A 21,113-nucleotide genomic window follows, 5' to 3' on the forward strand; every position below is an offset into this window, starting at 1 on the left:
GCATGACCGAGTTCAGCACCCGCGCCGTCCACGCCGGCCAGGAGCCCGACGGCCCCACCGGCGCCGTCATCCCGCCGATCCACCTGACGTCCACCTACGTGCAGGACGGCATCGGCGGGATGCGGAACGGCTACGAGTACTCCCGCGCCGGCAACCCGACGCGCGACTCCCTGCAGACGCTGCTCGCCGACCTGGACGGCGGCGTCGCCGCGTACTCGTTCGCGTCCGGTCTCGCCGCCGAGGACGCCCTGCTCCGGGCGGCGCTCCGTCCCGGGGCCCGCGTCGTGATGGGGAACGACGTGTACGGCGGGACCCACCGTCTGGTCAGCCGACTGCACGTGCCGTGGGGCGTCGAGCTCGTCGTCGTCGACATGAGCGAGCTCGACCAGGTCCGGGCCGCGCTGCAGGGCGCCCCAGAGGACACCGTGCTCTGGGTCGAGACGCCGACCAACCCGCTCATGAAGATCGCCGACATCGCCGGACTCGCGACCCTCGGGCACGAGGCCGGTGCACTCGTCGTCGTGGACAACACCTTCGCGTCGCCGTACCTGCAGCAGCCGCTGTCGCTCGGTGCCGACGTCGTCGTGTACTCGACGACGAAGTACCTGGGTGGCCACTCCGACGTCGTCGGTGGGGCCGTCGTGCTCGCCGACCAGGAGCTCGCAGCGAAGGTGCAGTTCCTGCAGTTCGGCGCCGGTGCGATCTCGTCGCCGTTCGACGCCTTCCTGACCACCCGCGGCATCAAGACACTGGCGGTCCGGATGGAGCGGCACTCCACGAACGCGCAGGCCGTCGCCGAGGCGCTCGTCGCAGCGTCGGGCATCGAGCGCGTCTACTACCCGGGGCTCACCGACCACCCGGGGCACGACATCGCCGCGCGTCAGATGCGCGGGTTCGGCGGGATGCTGTCCGTCGCACTGTCGGGCGGCCCGGACGCGGCCCGACGCTTCGCGGAGTCCACGGAGCTGTTCGCGCTGGCCGAGTCGCTCGGGGGTGTGGAGTCGCTCATCGGGTACCCGAGCGAGATGACGCACGCCTCGGTGAAGGGCACGGAGCTCGCGGTGCCCGAGAACGTGGTGCGGCTGTCCGTCGGCATCGAGGACGCGGGTGACCTGATCGCGGATCTGCAGCTGGCGCTGACGCGCTGACGCGGACCTGCAGCAGGCGCTGACGCGCATCGCGCGTGGTCCGCGCCCCGCGACGTCGGCGGTGTCGCCCCTCGCCCCTACGATGAGCGGGTGAGCACCACGGCGACGAGGACGGGCCTGCTGAGCGGGCGGTACGCCCTCGCGACGATCGGCATGGTCGCCATCGTGGGCGTCGCGGCGTTCCAGAACCTGGCGATGACGACGATCATGCCGGTGATCAGTCGCGACCTGGACGGCGAGGCCCTGTACGCCCTGGCCTTCGCGGCACCGCTCGCGGCCGGGGTGCCCGGCATGGTGCTCGCCGGCAACTGGACCGACCGCGCGGGCGGCCGGATCGTCGCCTGGGTCTCCGCGCTGCTGTTCGCCGTCGGGACCGCCGTGGTCATGCTCGCGCCGACGATGGAGGTCTTCCTCGTCGGTCGACTGGTCGAGGGCTTCGGTGCCGGCGCGATCGACGTCGTGCTGTACGTGCTCGTCGCCCGGATCTTCCCCGCCGAGCTGCACGGACCGGTGTTCGCCGGGTTCGCGGCCGCGTGGGTGGTCCCGGCGCTCATCGGCCCGGCGATCGCCGGCATCGTCACCGACACCTGGAACTGGCACTGGGTCTTCGCGGGGGCGCTCGTGATCGCCGTGGGTGCGTTCACCGTGCTCGTGCCGACGCTCGGACGGCTGCAGGCACCGGCGGTCGAGCTGCGGCCGCCGTGGCAGCGGATCCGGATCGGGTGGTCGGTCGCCGCGGCCGTGTCGATCCTGCTGCTCAACGTCGCGCCGGACCTGACCCCGTGGGGGATGGTGGCCGCGGTCGTGGTCGGCCTGGTCGGGACGTGGTTCGCGCTGCGCCCGCTGCTGCCGACCGGCACCTTCCGCGCCGCTGCCGGACTGCCGTCGGTGGTGCTGCTGCGCGGGCTCGTGGCGGCGTCGTTCTTCGGCAGCGAGGCGTACGTGCCGTTCCTGCTGCAGGCGAAGCACGGCCTGTCCGCATCGGCAGCGGGGCTCGCGCTGACCGTCGCCGCGCTCAGCTGGGCGGCCTCGAGTTGGGCGCACGGTCGGCTGGGGGAGCAGCGCCTGGCCGCACGTCGGACCTTCGGTGTCGGACTCGTGCTCGTCCTGGTGAGCCTGCTGGCGGCCTTCGCGGTGGCGACGCTCGACCTGCCGTGGTGGGTGCTCGTCGCCGGCTGGTTCGTCGGCGGCGCGGGCATGGGGGCGATCTACCCGCGGACGTCGATGCTCACCCTGCGGTTCTCGGGCGAGGGCGACGACGGCTTCGCGAGCTCGGCGCTCACCATCGCCGACGCCGCGGGCAGCGTCATCGGCCTGGCGGTCACCGGGCTGCTGTTCACCGCGACCGGCGGCGCCGAGGGCGCGGTGTCCTTCCCACTGGTCTTCGCGGCGATGATCTGCTTCGCCGCACTGGCGATCGCCGCGGTCCGGCGGCTCGGACCCGTCCCCGCGCCGGTGTCGTCGGCGTCGCCGGACCGCGCAGCCGGGTAGCGTGGAAGACCGGACCGAAGAGGAGACACCCGTGGTGCGCATCGTCGCTGCAGCCGTCGTCCTGACGGCCGCCCTCGCGTTGGCCGGCTGCCAGGGCACGACCTCCGCTGCGCCCACGCCGGTGCAGAGCACGGACCTGACCAGCTCCGACGGCGGCTTCGACAAGCAGGCCGTCATCGGCGTCGTGCTGGTCGACGACGACGCGGCCCTGGGCGAGGACCTGCGGACCGGCCTGTCCGATGCCGGGTTCCGTCCCGACGTCCGGGTCGCACCCGCGTCCGGTGCGGCGGCGTCCCAGCGGACCGCGGTCGCCCAGCTCGTCCGCAAGGGCGCCAAGGCCCTGCTCGTGCACGCGGCTCGGCCGTCCGCGCTCACCGGGGTGATCCAGACCGCGCACGACGCCGGTGTCGTGGTGGTGTCCCTGGGTGATCCGCTGCCGGCGAGCGGTACCGGCGGCGACGGTGTGTCGGCCGACTACCGGGTGCCCGCAGCGGCGGATGAAGCGGACCTGGCGGCCACCGCGGTCGAGGTCGTGCAGTCGTTGCAGCGCGGCGAGAAGCCGGAGACCGAACCGAGCGACGGCGACTCGACCGACGCCGAGTGAGCCGAGCCGCGTCGCGCCACCAGGCCGGTCAGCGCCGTGCCACCAGGCCGGTCAGCGCCGTGCCACCAGGCGGCTCAGCTCAGCTCCACCAGGCGGCTCAGCTCAGCTCCACCAGGCCGGGAACGACAGCGTGATCGTCTCGACCAGCGCCTTCCGCGACCGTCGGGGTCCGGCGAGCCACGCTTCGATCGCTCCGACGAAGCCCTGCGCGACGTAGCCGGCGGCCACGTCGTCGAGGAGCTCCGGGCGGCGGTCGGCGTCGAGTTCGCGGATGTGAAGGGCACTCGACTCGGTGAAGTGGCCCACGAGCAGCCGGTGCAGTGACGCGTCGTTCGGGTCCGGCAGTGCCTTGGCGTAGATGTCGCGGTGGGTGGTCACGTGCTCGACGACCGCGTTGATGCCCCGCCGTGTGATGGTCGCGAGCTCGGCCGCGTCGGCTCCGCGGGCGGCTGCGGCCCGTCGGTCGTCGGCGTCGTCCTGCCGGATGCGGTCGAGCTCCGGCGTCAGCACGTCGGCGAGCAGCGATCCGGGGGAGACCGCGTGCGAGTAGAACGTCGCGCGGTTGATGCCGGCGGCACGGGTGACGTCCGCGACGGTGATCTCGGAGACGGGGCGGTCGGCCGCCAGTCGCAGGATCGCTTCGCGCAGGGCGGCGGTCGTGTGCAGGATCCGGGCATCCACCATGACGCCCACCCCCTTCTGATCCGGTTCACCCGGAGGCCCCCGAGCAGTCCGACGGTACCGCATGGCACGGGATCGGCACGCGGACGGCGGGTGGCAACACGCGGGCAATCCGAGCCGACGGCGTCGGGAGCGCTCCTGCGGCCCGTAGGATGGTTCCGCGGACGAATCGATTCGATCGACGCCGCGATCACCTCCCCGCCCCTCACCGCCGAAGGACTCCTGCTCGTGACCGCGCCCGCCACCACCGGTTCGCTCCGGGTCGTCCTGCACCCCGGAGACTCACTCTCCCGTGGGCAGCGACTCGTCTACGTCTTCGTCCTGGGCGCCCTGACGGCGCTCGGGCCGTTCACGATCGACCTGTACCTGCCGGCGTTCCCGGCGATCAAGGAGCAGTTCGGCGTCACCGACGGCGCCGTGCAGCTGACGCTCACGGCGACGACGCTCGGGTTCGCGTTCGGGCAGCTGCTCGTCGGCCCGTGGAGCGACAAGGTCGGCCGCCGGCTGCCGCTCATCATCGCGACGACGGTGCACATCGCCGCGTCGATCGGCGCGGCGACCGCTCCCGACATCGAGTTCCTCGCGGTGTTCCGCGTGCTCCAGGGCATGGGTGCTGCCGCCGGCGGTGTCGTCGCGATGGCCACCGTCCGCGACCTGTTCGGCGGCAAGCCGCTCGTCCGGATGCTGTCCCGCCTGGCGATGGTGAACGGGCTGGCGCCGATCCTCGCGCCGCTCATCGGCTCGCAGATGCTCCAGTTCACCAGCTGGCGCGGCATCTTCGTCTTCCTCGCCTGCTACGGCCTGGCCGTGGTGATCGCGTCGATCCTGCTCATCGTCGAGACCCTGCCCCCGGCCCGTCGCCGCGAGGCCGGCCACTCCACGATCGGTCAGCGGTACAAGGCGCTGTTCTCCGACCGGATCTTCGTGGGGGTCGCGCTCATCGGGGCGATGGTGTTCAGCGGGTTGTTCTCGTACCTCAGCTCGTCGCCGTTCCTGTTCCAGGGTGTCTACGGACTCGACGCCCAGCAGTACGGGCTGCTCTTCGCGGTGAACTCGGTGGGCGTCGTGCTCGGTGTGCAGATCTCCGCGCGGTTGGCGCAGCGCGTCGGGCCGCAGTGGATCCTGGCGTGCTCGACGGCGACCCTGTTCCTGGCGTCGATCGCGATCATCGTGCTCGACCAGCTCGGTGCGGGGCTCGTGGGCGTGCTCGTGCCCCTGTGGTTCTTCATCGCGGCCTGCGGGTTCTCGTTCCCCCTCGTCCAGGTCATCGGCCTTGCTGCGCACGGCAAGGAGGCCGGGACGGCGGCGTCGCTGCTCGGCGCCCTGAACTTCGGCGTCGCCGGCCTGATCTCGCCGATCGTCGGTTGGCTCGGCATCACCACCGCGACCCCGATGGCGATCGTGATGGCCTCGACCTCGGTGATGGCCATCCTGATCCTGTGGTTCGTGGTGCGGCCCCGGACGGTCCCCGAGCTCACGCACTGACGCGTTCTCCACAGCTGCCCGGATCAGCCGGACAGCGGCCCCCGCGCGTCCATAGGCTGTGCCCATGAGCGACGCGGTGGAGCAGGCACGGGCAGCGGCCGAGGCCGCCAGGCAGGCAGCGGACGAGGCACGCCGGCTGGCCGACGAAGCCGTGCAGCGGGCCGAGGAGCTCGCCGCCGCACTCGCCGGACAGGAGGCCCGGCTCGCCCCCGACGCGGAGCCCGCCTCCGCCACCCCACCCGGTCCAGAGCCCACCACCGCAGGACCCACCGCAGCCGTCCCGGACGACGCGACGGCGGCTCCCGACGCGGCCGTCCCGGCACCGGCGGACGCCCCGGCGGCCGGCACCGCGCCTCCCGGCAGTGGCGCAGCCCCGCTCGGGCCGGACGCCGTCGCCGCGATCCGCACCGGCTACACCGTCGAGGGGCAGGCGCTCGAACTCGGTGCCCTGGTGAACGGCGAGGCGCAGCCCGACGTCCAGGTCCGCATCCCGCTCGGCATGCTGAACCGGCACGGGCTGGTCGCCGGTGCGACCGGCACCGGCAAGACCCGCACGCTGCAGGTCCTCGCCGAACAGATCGCGGCGAACGGCGTGCCGGTCTTCGCGGCCGACATCAAGGGCGACCTCTCCGGGCTCGCGGTGGTCGGGCAGGGGAACGAGAAACTGCTCGCGCGCACCGCGGGCATCGGCCAGCAGTGGCAGGGCGTCGCGAGCCAGGCGGAGCTCTTCTCGCTCGGTGGTCAGGGCACGGGCGTGCCGATCCGTGCGACGGTGTCCGGGTTCGGGCCGTTGCTGCTGTCGAAGGTGCTCGGCCTGAACGACACCCAGGAGTCCTCGCTCGGACTGGTGTTCCACTACGCCGAGCAGGCCGGGTTGCCGCTCGTCGACCTGGCCGACCTGCGGAGCGTGCTGACGTTCCTGGTGGGCGACCAGGGCAAGGGCGAGCTCGCCGAGCTCGGTGGTCTGTCGAAGCAGACCGCCGGGGTGATCCTGCGCGAGCTCATCACGTTCGCCGACAAGGGTGCCGACCAGTTCTTCGGCGAGCCCGAGATCGACACGCAGGTGTTCCTGCGCACGGCGGCGGACGGCCGGGGCATCGTGAGCCTGCTCGAGGTCCCGGGCGTGCAGGACCAGCCCGAGGTCTTCTCGACGTTCCTGATGTGGCTCTTGGCCGACCTGTTCAACGAACTGCCAGAGGTCGGCGACCAGGACAAGCCGAAGCTGGTGTTCTTCTTCGACGAGGCGCACCTGCTGTTCAGCGGGGCGTCGAAGGACTTCACGGACCAGATCGTGCGGACCGTGCGGTTGATCCGGTCGAAGGGCGTCGGGATCTTCTTCGTGACCCAGACCCCGAAGGACGTGCCGAACGACGTCCTGGCGCAGCTCGGGTCGCGCATCCAGCACCAGCTGCGGGCGCACACCCCCGACGACGCGAAGGCGCTCCGGGCGACGGTGTCGACCTACCCGTCGAGCGACTACGACCTGGGCGAGGTGCTGACCTCGCTGGCGACCGGCGAGGCGATCGTCACCGTCATGAACGAGAAGGGTGCGCCGACGCCGGTCGCGTGGACCCGGTTGCGCGCGCCGCAGGGGTCGATGGACCCGATGCCCGCCGCCGAGATGCTGTCGCGGGTGCAGGCATCGCCGTTGCTCGCGACGTACGGCACCCGGGTGGACCCGGACTCGGCGCACGAGATGCTCGCGCGTCGGATGGAGGCAGCTGCTGCCGAGGCCGCGGCGGCGGACGCGCAGAAGGACGCAGCCCTCGCGGCGGCCGAGGCCGAGAAGGAAGCCGCGCGGGCGGCGGCGACCGCGGCCAAGGAAGCCGCGGCGCAGGCCAAGCAGGAGGAACGCGAGCGGGCTGCTGCGCAGAAGGAGTACGAGCGGACGCAGCGCGAGTTCGAGAAGGCCGAGCGGGCTGCGGCGTCGCGGCGTTCGGGCCGGTCGGGGCGGAGCACGCGGACGACGACCTCACGGAAGGCGGACGACCCGCTGTCGGACCTGCTCGGGTCACGGCTCGGCGGCACGATCGCGAAGGAGGTCGTGCAGGGGATCTTCTCGACGCTGCGCCGACGTCGGTGACGTCCAGCAGCTCCGAGTGTCAGCGACCGAGCAGGCCGGTGAACTCGACGACGAGCAGACCCAGGACGACGAGTGCTGCCACGCCGCCGACGAGCAGGTAGGCCGGCCGCTGTTCGTACCACGCGCGGCTCGAGGGGTAGCGCTTCGCGAAGACCCGGGCCGAGACCGGACGTGCCTCTTCCGTCACCTGGACGCCCAGGGCGTCGACGACCTGGGCGAGCCCGTCGTCGCCCCACACGTCGGCACGGATGCGGAACAGGTGCGCACCCGTCGCGTCGAACGCCACGAGTTCGCGCATGGTGCGGTCGACCGAGCTGCCGTAGGTGGTGGCGAGCACCAGACTGTGCACGCGGTCGCGGGGGATCCGACGGTGCGCGGTGACCACGCCCCGGATCGTCAGGCCGTCAGGGTCGATGCCGATGTACGCCGTGCTCAGTCGGACGAAGACGACGCCCACGAAGACCGCCAGCGCGACGACCACGGTCGCGACCATCGCCCACGTCCGGAACGGGAACGACACCCAGACCAGGGCGACGGCGAGCGGCACGGCCGAGAACACGATGCTCAGCGCAGTCGAACGGACCAGGGACCGACGGGGGCGGAGGACGACGTCGTACACGGTGGCACGGAGGTGCGGCGTCGCTGGCACCGTCATGTCCCCCATGCGCTTCTCCTGAACCCTCGGGTCTCCCGGGCACGCCGAATCGGCCGCCCTGCGAGCGACGCCCCTGCCGCTCGATGCACCGCGGTCGACTCGTCCCGGAGTCGTCCGCTCCGGCAAGCATAGGTGCACGACGGGGACCGGGGACAGCCCGTTCCACCCCGGATCGGCGTTTGACGGCCAGTCCTTGGCGAACAGGGGACAGGTGGGTCCGCCGCGTGGGGGACCAGCCGGCGCGACCACGATGCGCACCGCCCGGAACGATGAAGGCCCCGCACTCGGTGCGGGGCCTTGCTGGCGGAGAATGGGGGATTCGAACCCCCGAGGGCTTGCACCCAACACGCTTTCCAAGCGTGCGCCATAGGCCACTAGGCGAATTCTCCTTGTGCCGTCTCGCGACGGCGACACCCAATGGTACAGGTTCCCAGGGGTGCTCACGACCGTGTGTCGTCGAGGCCCGTGCTCCCAGTTGTCGTGACATGTGCGGCGACTACCCTGGAGCGCGTGTCGACCCGCATCTACATCACGTCAGCAGAAGGGCACACGGGCAAGAGCACCGTCGCCCTCGGTGTCCTCGAGACCCTCGCGCGCTCCGTCGGCCGCGTCGGCGTGTTCCGCCCCGTCGCCCGCTCGGTCGCCGAACCCGACTACGTGCTCGAACTGCTGCTGCAGCACACCGCGGTCGGGATCTCGTACGACGACGCCGTGGGGGTCACCTACGACGACGTCCACGCGGATCCGGACGCAGCGCTCGGCACCATCGTGAACCGCTTCGCCCAGGTGGAGCGGCAGTGCGACGCGGTGGTCGTGCTCGGGTCCGACTACACCGACGTCGGCAGCCCCACCGAGCTGTCGTTCAACGCGAAGGTCGCCGCGAACCTCGGTGCCCCGGTGCTCCTCGTCCTCGGTGGTCGTGACGCCGCCGAGCGCGGTGCCCGCACGCCCGAGGGGATGGCGCAGGTCGCGGACGTCACGACGAGCGAACTGCGGGCGGCACACGCGCAGCTGTTCGGCGTCGTCGTGAACCGCGCCGACCCGGAGGCCCTCGCCGCGATCGTGGCGAGTGTCGAGCGGGCCGTGCACGACGACCACCCGGACGTGCCCGTGTGGGCGATCCCGGAGGACCGCGTCCTCGTCGCCCCGACCGTCCGCGCGCTGCTGCAGGCGACCGACGCGACCCTGGTGCGCGGGGACGACGCCCTGCTCGACCGCGAGGCACTCGGCACCGTCGTCGCCGGCATGAGCATGGAGAACGTCCTGCCCCGCCTGATCGAGGGCGGCATCGTCGTGGTCCCGGGCGACCGCAGCGACGTCCTCATCGCGACCCTGCTGGCGAACCAGTCGGACACGTTCCCGAGCCTGGCCGGCGTGATCCTGAACGGCGGGTTCGAGACCGCACCGCAGATCTCCCGGCTGCTCGAGGGCCTGTCGAGCTCGCTGCCGATCGCGCAGAACGACCTGGGCACGTACGACACCGCCCTCCGCATCACGCAGACCCGCGGGCGCCTGGCGGCGGACTCGCCCCGCAAGGCCGACCTCGCGCTCGCCCTGTTCGAGCAGCACGTCGACGCCGAGTCCCTGCGCGACCGCCTGCAGCTCACGCCGTCCGGCGTCGTCACGCCGCTCATGTTCGAGCACGGCCTGCTCGACCGGGCACGGGGCTACGGCAAGCACATCGTGCTGCCCGAGGGCGAGGACGACCGCATCCTCCGCGCGGCGTCGACGCTGCTCGCCCGCCAGGTCTGCGAGCTGACGATCCTCGGCGACCCCGCCGCGATCCGCACCCGCGCGACCGAGCTCGGACTCGACCTCGACGCCGCCCAACTCGTGTCGCCGTTCGACCCCGAGCTCCGCGAACGCTTCGCCGAGGAGTACACCCGCCTCCGGGCGCACAAGGGCATGTCGATCGAGCTCGCGCGCGACACCGTCACCGACGTCTCGTACTTCGGCACGATGATGGTGCAGCTCGGACTCGCCGACGGCATGGTCTCCGGTGCGAAGCACACCACCGCGCACACCATCCGGCCGTCCTTCGAGATCATCAAGACCCGTCCGGACACCTCGATCGTGTCGAGCGTGTTCCTGATGGCGCTCGCCGACCGTGTCCTGGTCTACGGCGACTGCGCGGTGATCCCGGACCCGACGAGCGAGCAGCTCGCCGACATCGCGATCTCGTCGGCCGAGACGGCGACCCAGTTCGGCATCGACCCCCGCGTCGCGATGCTCAGCTACTCGACCGGCGACAGCGGCACCGGCGCCGACGTCGACAAGGTCCGTGCCGGCACCGCCTTCGTCCGCGAACGCCGCCCTGACCTGCTCGTCGAGGGCCCGATCCAGTACGACGCCGCTGCCGACCCGACGGTCGCGAGCACGAAGATGCCGGACTCCCCGGTGGCCGGCAAGGCGACCGTCTTCATCTTCCCGGACCTCAACACGGGCAACAACACGTACAAGGCCGTGCAGCGCTCCGCCGGTGCGGTCGCCATCGGGCCCGTCCTGCAGGGACTGCGCAAGCCGATCAACGACCTCTCCCGCGGCGCCCTCGTCAGCGACATCGTGAACACCGTCGCGATCACCGCGATCCAGGCCGGCACCGCGTCCGACGCGGCCTGACCTGCGCGACGCACACCGCGCCTCCCGTCCGGCCGACCAGGCCATGAGCAGAAAGCGACACCACCCGTGACCGCAGCCCTCGTCGTGAACTCCGGATCGAGTTCGTTCAAGTACCAGCTCATCGAACTCGAGGGGGAGCGCACGCTCGCCTCCGGGCTCGTGGAACGCATCGGCGAGTCGGCCGGCGCGTGGAAGCACACCAACGCGCTGACGGGGGAGTCGTCGTCGAACGACGCAGCGTCCGTGCCGGACCACGCCGCCGGGTTCCAGGCGATGATCGATGCGTTCGCCAAGGTCGGTCCGTCGTTCGAGGAACACCCGCCGGCCGTCGTCGGCCACCGCGTCGTGCACGGCGGCACCACCTTCGGCCGCGCGACCGTGGTGACGGACGACGTCGAACGACAGATCGAGGCGCTCAACAGCCTCGCGCCGCTGCACAACCCGGCGAACCTCGAGGGGATCCGGGCCGCGAAGCAGGTGTTCTCCGACGTGCCGCACGTCGCCGTGTTCGACACCGCGTTCCACCAGACCATGCCGCCGCACGCCTACACCTACGCGATCCCGGCCGACCTGGCGGCGAAGTACTCCATCCGCCGCTACGGCATGCACGGCACGAGCCACAAGTACGTCTCCGAGCAGGCCGCGGTCTTCCTCGACCGCCCGCTGTCCGAGCTGAAGACCATCGTGCTGCACCTGGGCAACGGAGCCTCGGCCGCAGCGATCGACGGCGGGAAGTCGATCGAGACGTCGATGGGCCTCACGCCACTCGAGGGCCTCGTCATGGGCACCCGCTCCGGCGACCTCGACCCCGCCGTCCTGCTGCACCTGCACCGCGAGGCCGGGCTGTCCTTCGACGAACTCGACACCATGCTCAACAAGCAGTCCGGGCTGCTCGGCCTGACCGGCAACGGCGACATGCGCGACGTCCAGGACGCCGCCCTCAACGGTGACGAGGTCGCCGAAGCGGCGCTCGCCGTGTACCGCCACCGCATCCGTCGCTACGTCGGCGCCTACACGGCGCAGCTCGGCGGGCTCGACGCGGTGGTCTTCACCGCCGGCGTCGGCGAGAACAACGCGCTGCTGCGCCGGCGCGTGCTCGCCGGGCTCGAGCACCTGGGCATCGAGATCGACGCGGACCGCAACGAGCTGGGATCCCGGGAGGCCCGGGTCATCTCCACGGACACCTCACGCGTCGCGGTGCTCGTGATCCCGACGAACGAGGAACTGGAGATCGCCCGACAGTCGGCTGCGGTCGCGCTCTGACGCGGGGCGCGCTGCGCGGGGCGCGCTGCGCTGCCTGGCGCCAGCACGGTGCGGCCTGGCTGGGCTGGTGCGGGGTTGGTGGCTGGGTGCGCGCTTGTGGCGCGGCACGGAGCGTGCAAGCTCGCACGGCGTGACGAGGTGCGCACGGTGCGGACGGGAGGCGCGGGGCGGGCTGGCGCCGTGCCTCCCGTCCGGTGCTGGGTCGCGGTCACCGCACGGTGCGGCCTGCGTGGGCTGGTGCGGGGTTGGTGGCTGGGTGCGCACTTGTGGCGCGGCACGGAGCGTGCAAGCTCGCACGGGGTGAGGAGGTGCGCACGGTGCGGACGGCGCGCGCGCCTCAGGACAGGGCGTCGAGGGCCGCGGGGATCGGCGTGTTCCCGCTCGTGACCTCGAACTGGACCCCGACGGCCGAGTCGTCGAGCAGCGCGTGCAGCACGACCGTGGCGACGTCGGCACGGGGGATCGAGCCGCGCGGCACGGTGCGCCCGACGTCGACCGTTCCCTGCGGCGGCGTGTCGAGCAGGCCTCCCGGACGCACGATCGTCCACCGCAGCCGTCGGGCGCGCAGGTTCGCGTCGGCCTCGGCCTTCGCTCGGAGGTAGACCTGGAAGACGGCGGCGTCGTCCTTCGCAGGGACCACCGCGGCCTCGGCGTCGTAGGTGTCCGCCGCCATCGCCGACACCATCACGTAGCGGTCGATGCACGCGCGCTCAGCGGCATCCGCGAGCAGGATCGCGCCGTCCCGGTCGACGGTGAGCTTGCGCTCCGCACCGCTGTTCGGCCCGGCGCCGGCGGCGAACACCACGGCGTCGACCCCGCGGAGGCGCAGTGCCAGGTCGTCGTCGCCGAGCTGTTCGAGGTCCGCGACGATCGCCGTGGCACCCTGCTGCTCCACGTCGGCGACGTGTGCAGGGTTGCGGACGATCGCGACGGCGTCGTGTCCGGCGTCGGTGATCTGGCGGGCGAGGAGCAGTGCGATCTGGCCGTGTCCTCCGGCGATGGCGATCTTCATGTGTCAATCCTGCCCGGTCGCATCCGGTAGAGTTGTCGGCGGCTCCTCACGTGACGCCATCCAGGTGAACTCCCCCAGGGCGGAAACGCAGCAAGGGTAGCCGGGCTCTGGCGGGTGCGTGGGGAGTCTTTTCTGTCTCCGCAGGGTAGCCGGGGCTGTGTCCGTCTCCTGCGCGGGTGCGTGGGGAGTCTTTTCTGTCTCCACATGTCTGTTTCGTAACGGGTTGCGGACAGCAACCTGATCGTGTGTAAAGATCTGCCTCAGGAATCCCCAACCAGGGTTCCTGACTCCACCGCCTCACCAGCGGGGGAGATCCGAGGATCAGGTGGCGGGTGCGCCCGCCAGGATGAGAGACACGCATGCGCAGGCACGCGTCGCAGCGCGGTACCCGGGTACCGACCGCAGCGAACAACTGGACACGACGGATCATCGATGCTGGCGACCGAGCTCGACGACGAGCATCGGACGATCGGCGTCTCCTCCTGCGCGGCAGTGTCATCGCCACGGTGACGGCGCTCGTCGCCGCCACCGTGGCGATCCAACCGGCGGCGGCGGCACAGACCGACGTCGCCGAGGGCGAGGGCGTCCTGCTCAGCGGCTCCGGGATCGTCAACGTCGACGACATCGCCCAGCTCGGTGGTGCGTACTCCGCACGCGGGGTGACCACGGGCGGCGGCACGACGAACCAGCCGCTGAACCTCACTGCCCTGAACGCGGTGGGCGTGGACCTGGGCAACGACATCGACCTGCTCGGCACCAACGGCATCCTCACGCTCGGGGTCAACGGGCAGTACGCCACCACCTCGGCATCGGGGGCCACGGCGTCGTCCGGCCTGCTGACCAACGACGGCGGCATCGGGGTCGGCACGGGACTCGGCACCGGGGCCAGCACCCTGAACCTGAACCCGCTGTTCTCGCGGGTGGGCGCGGACACCACGGTGCTGTCGAACGCGCAGCTGCAGATCGGTGCCCTGGCGTCCCGCATCCAGTCCACGCGCGGCGCCACGGTCGGCACCACGACCGACTACCGCATCGCCGGCGCGAACCTGAACCTCACCAGCCCTGCGGTCGCGGGCCTGACGACGTCGCTGCGGACCGACCTGCGCACGCTCTCGAACTCCGTGAACACCACGGTCGGGGCGAACGGCGCCCTGTCCGGCACGACGACGGCGCTGACCGCCGAGCTCCAGCGGCTGCTCCGGTCCACGGCCCTCGGACTCGTCAACCTCAACGGCACGAACGTGACCGCCTCCGTGAACCTCAACCTCGACGGCACGCTCGAGCAGGTGCTCGCACAGCCGCTGACGGACGGCGCGGTGACGATCACGCCGGCGACCGGCGCGATCACCGTCGACCTCGACAAGCTGACGACACTGAACAACCAGCCGGCGAACACCCCGGTGCTGACCGAAGCGGCCGTCAGCTCGATCAACCAGAGCATCACGACGATCCTCGGCACCCAGCTGCCGACGGCGCTGCAGACCGCCGTCGTGAACACGATCAACTCGACCGCGGTGGCCGTCAACGTCACCGCCAACGTCAACCTGGCCGGCGTCCCGCTCACCGCCCTCGCGCTCCGGGCGGACACCACGCTCGGCGCCCTGGCCGGCACCGCCCCGGCGAACGCCACCGTCACCGCGACCGGGGGCCCGCTCGGGCTGACCGTCCTCGGGAACCTGCTCGCCCCCGCCGTGAACTCCATCGTGGTCCCGGCATTGCAGACCATCGTGCGGCCGCTCGTCACCGGCACGGCCCTGACGACCCTCGGCACCACGCTCACCGCGACGACCACCGCGGTGTCCACGCTGCTGCGCCCCGTCGTGCTGCTGCTCCGCCAGGTGATCGACCTGACCGTGAACGCACAGGACACCACCACCGGCTTCCGCGACCAGCGCGGGTACGACCCGGGGTCGCGCAGCGTGCACGCCCTCCGGCTCTCGGTGCTGCCCGGCGCGAACGTCGCCACCGTCGACCTCGCCACCTCGACGGTCCGGGCGACGGCCATCGCTCCGCCGACCATCACAGCCCCGACGGCGAACCAGCAGTTCAGCGTCCCCTCGGCCTCGTCCACCCGGAGCATCACCGTCAGCGGTGCCGGTGAGCCGGGCGCGACCATCGCCGTGAGCCTCGGCGGCGGACGCACCGGCACGGCCACCGTGGCGGCGAACGGCACGTGGACGACCTCGATCCCGAACGTCCCGGTCGGCGACCACACGGCCACGGCGAACCAGACGGTCAACGGGGCGGCGGCGGGCTCCGCGACCCAGACCTTCTCGGTCGTCGCACAGCAGGCACTGACCATCACGACCCCGACGGCCGGTCAGACCTTCACGACCACCGGGACGACCACGCCGGTCACCCTGACGGGCACGGCGACCGCGAACGCGCGGATCGACGTCGACCTCGGCGGCGGCCGCACGGCGACCACCACCGCGAACGGCAGCGGCGCGTGGAGCGTCACGGTGCCCGGTGTCCCCGTGGGCGACCAGACCGCGAGCGTGACCCAGACGGTCGGCGACACGACCTCGAACCCCGTCACCCGGGCGTTCCGCGTCGTGGCCGCCGCGGGCCTGACGATCGACACCCCGACGGCGGACCAGGACTTCCCGCTCGCGGGCGACACCCGGTCCATCCCGTTCTCGGGCAGCGCGCAGCCAGGGGCCCGCGTGGACGTGGACCTCGGCGACGGCCTGACCGCGACCACCACGGCGAACGCCGGCGGCACGTGGTCGACGAGCGTCACCGGTGTCCCCGCGGGTGACCGCACGGCGCAGGTGACCCAGACGGTCGGTGGCACCACGAGCAGCCCGGTCGAGCGCGACTTCACGGTGACGGCGGCTCCGGGGCTGACCATCGACGAACCGGCCGACGGCAGCACGATCACCGTCGCGGACGCCACGTCGACGACCCCGGTCACGGTCTCCGGCTCCGCCGCCCCGAACGCGCGGGTCGCGGTCGGCATCGGCGGCTCGTTCACCACCACGGTGGACGCGGACGACGACGGCGACTGGACGGCGACCTTCGTGGGCGTCCCGACCGGCGACCGCACGGTCACGGCCCGGCAGACCGTCGACGGCACGACCTCGGCAGCGGTGACCTCGACCTTCACCGTCGCGGCCGGTGACCCCATCACGATCACCTCGCCCGACGACGGTGACGTGGTCACGGTCCTCGACGCGGACACCACGGCCGACCTCGAGCTGACCGGCACGGCCGAGGGCGGAGCCGAGGTCCGGGTCTCGCTCGGTTCCGGGCGCACCGCGACGACCACGGCCGAGGACGACGGCTCGTGGACCGTCACCGTCCAGGACGTCCCGGTCGGTCGGTACACGATCGCGGCGACGCAGACGGTGAACGGCACGACCTCGCCCGCCGTCCGTCAGGTCGTCACCGTGCAGGCGGGCGCTCCGCTCGCCGTGACCGCCCCGGTGCGGGACGCGACCGTCACGGTCGCGACCGACGACTCGGTGGTGGACGTCACGGTGCGGGGGACCGCGCAGGCGAACGCAGACATCGAGGTCGTCCTGGACGGAGGCGACGCGGTCGCCACGACCGCGAACGCGCAGGGCACCTGGTCGGTGACCCTGTCGGACGTCGGCACGGGCGACCACACCGCCTCGGTCACGCAGACCGTCGGCGGAGCGACCTCGGCGCCGATCGACCGCGACTTCACGGTCGAGGCCGGCGACGCCCTGGTCATCGAGGCACCGGGCGACGCGCAGGAGATCCCGGCGGGCACCGGCGGACAGGCGAACGTCGTCGTCCGGGGGACCGCCGAGCCGGGTGCGACCGTCGCCGTGACGATCGACGACGCGGACGCCGTCGAGGTGGTCGCGGACACGGCCGGCAACTGGGCGGTCCCGAGCACCCAGCTCGGCATCGGCGACCACACCGTCACCGCGGTCCAGACCGTGAACGGCACCGACGGTCCCGTCGTCACGCGGGACTTCACCGTCGTGCCGGGCAACGCGATCGTGATCGACACCCCGGCGAGCGGCACCCGCTTCGTCGTGGTCGACGACGACGCCACCGCGACGGTCCGGATCACGGGCTCGGCCGAACCGCTGGCCGCCGTCTCCGTCTCGGTCGGACCGGGCACGCAGTTCACCACGACCGCGGACGCCGACGGCGCGTGGGCCGTCGACGCCACCGGCCTCGCCCCCACGGGCGTGTACACGGTGACGGCGAGCCAGGAGATCGAAGACGTCGTCACGAGCGCCATCCCGACGACCTTCCAGGTCGTCACGGCGAACGCCCTGACCATCACGGCTCCGAGCACCGACCCGATCACCGTGGCCGGTCCGGACGTCGAGCGCGACGTCACCGTCTCCGGCACCGGTCAGCCCGGAGCCCGGGTCACCGCGTCGACCGCCGGCGCGGACGACCAGCTGGACACGATCGCGGCCGACGGGACCTGGTCGGTGACGTTCCCGGACCTCGGCGTCGGACCGCACCCCGTGTCGGTGACGCAGACGCTCCCGGGCACCGTGTCCGACCCGCGCACCTCGGCACCAGCCCAGCGCACGATCACGATCGAGGCCGCCGACGCGGTGTCGGTCACGTCGCCCGACGCCGACGACGTCCTGCTCGTGCCGGACGCGGACGCGACGCGTGACGTCGTCGTCTCGGGGACGGCGGAGCCGGACGCGCCGGTCACGGTGCGGCTCGGCGGCAGCACGCAGACCACCACCGCGAACGGCGACGGTGACTGGACGGTCACGTTCGGCGGGGTCGGTGTCGGTACCCCGACGCTCACCGCGACCCAGACCGTGGGCGGGACCACTGCCTCCAGTCCGACCCAGACCGTCACGGTGCGGGCAGGGACGGCCCTGACCATCGCGACCCCCGAGGACGGCGACGTCCTGACGGTCGCGGACGCGGCGGGCACCGCCGACGTCGCGGCGAGCGGCCTCGCGCAGGCCGACGCCGAGGTCACGGTGCGACTCTCCACGGGCGAGACCCAGACGGTCAGGGCCGACGACGACGGCGCCTGGCAGGCGACGTTCGCGGACGTGCCCGTGGGCGACCACCGCGTCACCGCGACCCAGGTCGTCGGCGGCCAGACGTCGACGCCGGTCACGGCGGCGGTGTCGGTCCGTGCCGGTTCCCCGCTCGTCGTCTCGACGCCCGCCGGTGCCACCGCCGTCACGGTCGCCGACGGCGACGCCACCACCGACGTCGACTTCGCCGGCACCGGCCAGCCCGGCGCGACCGTCACGGTCGACCTGGGCGACGGCGGCAGCGCGACGGCACGGGTCGACCAGCAGGGACGGTGGTCGACCACGGTCGACGGCGTGCCGACCGGCTCGTGGACGGCCTCGGTCACGCAGTCGGTCAACGGCACCACGAGCGCCGCGGTCGAACGACCGGTGTCGGTCGTGGCCGCCGCCGCGCTCACGATCCGGCAGCCGGGCGACGACCCGATCACGGTCGCCGACGACGACGCCACGACGACCGTGACGGTCGCCGGCGACGCCGAGCCGGGCTCCACCGTGACGGTCACGGTCGACGACCGCGACCCGCTCGAGGTCACCGCGGGCGACGACGGCTCGTGGACGGTCGACGTCCCCGACCTCGCAGTCGGCGAGCACACCGTCGAGGTGACCCAGACCGTCGACGGCTCCACCTCGACCACACCGGCCTCGACCACCTTCGAGATCGTGCCGGGCGCCCCCGTCGTGATCGACGACCCGACCGTCGGCCAGGAGTACACGGTCGCCGGTGAGGACGCGACCACCGCGGTCGACGTCAGCGGCACCGCGCAGCCCGGAGCGACCGTCGTGGTCGACCTCGGCGGCGGCCGCAGCGAGTCGACCACCGCGGACGACGACGGCGCCTGGAGCGTCACCGTCCCCGGGGTGCCGGCCGGCAACCGGACCGTGAGCGTCACCCAGCGCGTGGGCGACACGGAGTCGGCTCCGGTGACGGTCCGCATCCGCGTCCTCGTCGCCGCCCCGATCACGATCGCCACCCCGGCGGACGGTTCGACGGTGCGGGTCGCGCAGCGTGACTCGGTCGTCGCCCTCACCGCGGGCGGTGCGGCCGAGCCCGGTGCACGGGTCCGCGTCACGATCGACGGGGGCGACCCCACGACCGTGACCGCGACCGACGCGGGCACCTGGACCCTCGCGCTGCCCGGCCTGGACGTCGGGGAGCACACGATCCGCGCGACCCAGACGGTCGACGGCTCCACGTCCGAGCAGGTCCGGAGCACCTTCACGGTGGCCCCCGGTGCCGCCCTGACGGTGACCGCCCCGGCCGACGACGCGACCTTCACCGTGCCGGACTCCGACCCGACCGCGACCGTCCCGGTCAGCGGCCAGGGCCAGCCCGGCGCCGACGTCCGGATCGTCCTGGACGACGACGACCCGGTGACGGTGCGGGTCGGGTCCGACGGCCGCTGGTCGACGAGCCTGACCGGCGTGCCGGCCGGTGACCACACCGTGTCGGTCACCCAGGTCGTGAACGGGACCACGTCGTCCCCGGTCGAGCGCGACGTCACCGTCGTGGTCGCCGAGGCGGACGCGATCGTCGTCACGGCTCCAGCCGACGGCACCGCGTACCGCGTGCTCGGCGGACGGACGGACGTCCGCGTGGTCGGCACCTCGGCGCCGAACGCCGCGGTCTCGGTGCGCATCGACGACGGCACCGCGGTCACGACGACCGCGGACGACGACGGCGACTGGGCGGTCACCGTCCCGGGCGTCGGCACCGGTCCGCACACGATCGCCGCCAGCCAGACGGTCGACGGCGCCACGACGGACGCACCGGAGGTCGGCTTCCGGGTGACCGCGGCGACCCCGGTCACCGTGACGAGCCCGACCGACGGACAAGTGGTCCCGACGACCGGCACGACCGCGTCGATCCCGGTGAGCGGCACGGCCGAGCCCGGGGCGACGATCACGGTCGACATCGACGGACGGACCGCGACGACGACCGCCGGCGACGACGGGTCGTGGACGGTCACGGTCGGTGGCGTGCCGGCAGGGGAGCACACGGTGTCGGTGACGCAGACGGTCGGCGGTCGGACCTCCGCCCCGGTGACCAGCGCCGTCACCGTCGTGGTCGCCCAGGCGACCGACATCACGATCACCAGCCCGACCCCGGGTCAGCTCATCCCCGCGAACGGTCCCGGCGACACCGGTTCCTTCACGGTGACCGGGCACGCGACCCCGGGGGCGGCGGTGACGGTCACCCTGTCGAACGGCCAGGTGCGCACCACGACCGCCGACGCGGACGGTGACTGGAGCGTCACGTTCGACCGCGTGCCCGAGGGCGAGTGGACGATCCGTGCGACCCAGTCCGTGAACGGCACGACGACCGCCGCACCCGAGGTGCCGATCGTCGTCGACGCCGTGGACCCGCTCGCGGTCACGTCGCCCACGCCGGGTGCGCACCAGACGGCCTCGGCCGCCGGGTACGTCGACTGGCTGGTCACCGGCACCGCCGAGCCGGGAGCGACCGTCACGGTCGTCGCCGACGACGGGACACCGGTCACCACGACGGCGGACGAGACCGGCGCCTGGTCGGTGACGGTGCGGCTCGCGGTCGGTCCGCACGCCCTCCGGATCACCCAGACGGTGGCGGGTGCGACCTCGGCCGTCCAGACGATCAGCGTGGTGGTGGACGCCGCCACGGTGACGCCGGGTGAGCCCGGGACCCCGGGTGACCCCGGGACCCCGGGTGACCCCGGGACGCCCGGCACCCCGGGAACGCCCGGCACCCCGGGAACGCCCGGGACCCCGGGGACGCCCGGCCTGCCGGGCATGCCCGGGACCCCGGGAACGCCCGGTGCGCCCGGCAACCCGGGCAACGGCACGGGTGCCGGCACCGGGCCCGGCACCGGCCCCGGCGGACTCGCCTGGACCGGCGCGGAGGTCGCCCCGATCGCCGGGACGGCAGCCGGACTCGTGGTCCTCGGGTTCCTGCTGCTGGGGCTCTCCCGCCTGGCCAGGGGTGCCCGCCGCCGCAGCCGCGGCTGAGCCCGAGCAGCGTCACGCACCGCGCCTCCTGTCCGACCCCGAGTCGGCCGGGAGGCGCGGTGCCGTCCGTGCGCTCGGCCCACTCTGGGC

At 72.7% G+C, this 21,113-nt stretch carries 11 protein-coding genes, 1 tRNA gene and 1 other RNA gene; 9 read left to right on the plus strand and 4 right to left on the minus strand.

Annotation, left to right across the window (positions count from 1 at the left end):
* The first annotated feature begins 2 nt into the window (after positions 1-2).
* The 3 genes from EDF33_RS11210 to EDF33_RS11220 all read left to right on the plus strand — a co-directional run bounded on the left by EDF33_RS11210 (position 3) and on the right by EDF33_RS11220 (position 3,243).
* Entirely contained in the window at positions 3-1,148 is a 1,146-nt protein-coding gene (locus tag EDF33_RS11210; RefSeq protein WP_132100059.1) for a cystathionine gamma-synthase, read from the plus strand.
* 90 nt (positions 1,149-1,238) lie between these two features.
* Complete coding sequence (locus EDF33_RS11215; RefSeq protein ID WP_132100060.1) at positions 1,239-2,639, plus strand: MFS transporter; 1,401 nt, start codon at positions 1,239-1,241, stop codon at positions 2,637-2,639.
* A 31-nt stretch (positions 2,640-2,670) separates the two neighbouring features.
* Positions 2,671-3,243, plus strand: coding sequence for a substrate-binding domain-containing protein (locus EDF33_RS11220; protein WP_165918795.1), 573 nt, complete (start codon positions 2,671-2,673; stop codon positions 3,241-3,243).
* Positions 3,244-3,345: 102 nt separating this feature from the next.
* Here the strand turns inward: EDF33_RS11220 and EDF33_RS11225 are convergent, their stop codons facing one another.
* Positions 3,346-3,927 (minus strand): TetR/AcrR family transcriptional regulator, encoded by a 582-nt coding sequence (locus EDF33_RS11225; RefSeq protein WP_159573139.1) that lies wholly within the window; start codon positions 3,925-3,927, stop codon positions 3,346-3,348.
* A 225-nt stretch (positions 3,928-4,152) separates the two neighbouring features.
* On the opposite strand from EDF33_RS11225, the gene EDF33_RS11230 reads away from it, so the two are divergent.
* The gene (locus EDF33_RS11230; protein WP_132100062.1) at positions 4,153-5,409 is read left to right on the plus strand and encodes a multidrug effflux MFS transporter; all 1,257 of its coding nucleotides are present in this window, start codon (positions 4,153-4,155) and stop codon (positions 5,407-5,409) included.
* 64 nt (positions 5,410-5,473) lie between these two features.
* Positions 5,474-7,492, plus strand: coding sequence for a helicase HerA-like domain-containing protein (locus EDF33_RS11235; RefSeq protein WP_132100063.1), 2,019 nt, complete (start codon positions 5,474-5,476; stop codon positions 7,490-7,492).
* Positions 7,493-7,511: 19 nt separating this feature from the next.
* On the opposite strand, the gene EDF33_RS11240 is transcribed toward EDF33_RS11235, so the two are convergent.
* Positions 7,512-8,156 carry a hypothetical protein gene (locus EDF33_RS11240; protein WP_132100064.1) on the minus strand — a complete coding sequence of 215 codons (645 nt, stop codon included), beginning with the start codon at positions 8,154-8,156 and terminating at the stop codon, positions 7,512-7,514.
* Between the two features lie 292 nt (positions 8,157-8,448).
* A tRNA-Ser gene (locus tag EDF33_RS11245) sits at positions 8,449-8,536 on the minus strand.
* 121 nt (positions 8,537-8,657) lie between these two features.
* Between EDF33_RS11245 and pta the strand changes: the two genes are divergently transcribed.
* Both pta and EDF33_RS11255 read left to right on the plus strand, forming a co-directional pair.
* Positions 8,658-10,766, plus strand: a complete 2,109-nt coding sequence (gene pta, locus EDF33_RS11250; protein WP_123292134.1) for a phosphate acetyltransferase — start codon at positions 8,658-8,660, stop codon at positions 10,764-10,766.
* A gap of 66 nt (positions 10,767-10,832) precedes the next feature.
* Entirely contained in the window at positions 10,833-12,029 is a 1,197-nt protein-coding gene (locus tag EDF33_RS11255) for an acetate kinase (protein WP_132100065.1), read from the plus strand.
* Positions 12,030-12,366: 337 nt separating this feature from the next.
* Here the strand turns inward: EDF33_RS11255 and EDF33_RS11260 are convergent, their stop codons facing one another.
* On the minus strand, positions 12,367-13,041 hold the full coding sequence (locus tag EDF33_RS11260; protein ID WP_132100066.1) for an SDR family oxidoreductase: 675 nt from the start codon (positions 13,039-13,041) through the stop codon (positions 12,367-12,369).
* A 37-nt stretch (positions 13,042-13,078) separates the two neighbouring features.
* Here EDF33_RS11260 and ffs point away from each other — a divergent pair.
* Together ffs and EDF33_RS11270 are read left to right on the plus strand one after the other, a co-directional pair.
* An RNA gene (gene ffs, locus EDF33_RS11265) (signal recognition particle sRNA small type) lies at positions 13,079-13,175 on the plus strand.
* Positions 13,176-13,400: 225 nt separating this feature from the next.
* Complete coding sequence (locus EDF33_RS11270) at positions 13,401-21,023, plus strand: choice-of-anchor G family protein (protein ID WP_132100067.1); 7,623 nt, start codon at positions 13,401-13,403, stop codon at positions 21,021-21,023.
* Positions 21,024-21,113: the final 90 nt, after the last annotated feature.

The sequence above is a fragment of the Curtobacterium sp. PhB146 genome, from assembly GCF_004342995.1.
Taxonomy (GTDB): Bacteria; Actinomycetota; Actinomycetes; order Actinomycetales; family Microbacteriaceae; genus Curtobacterium.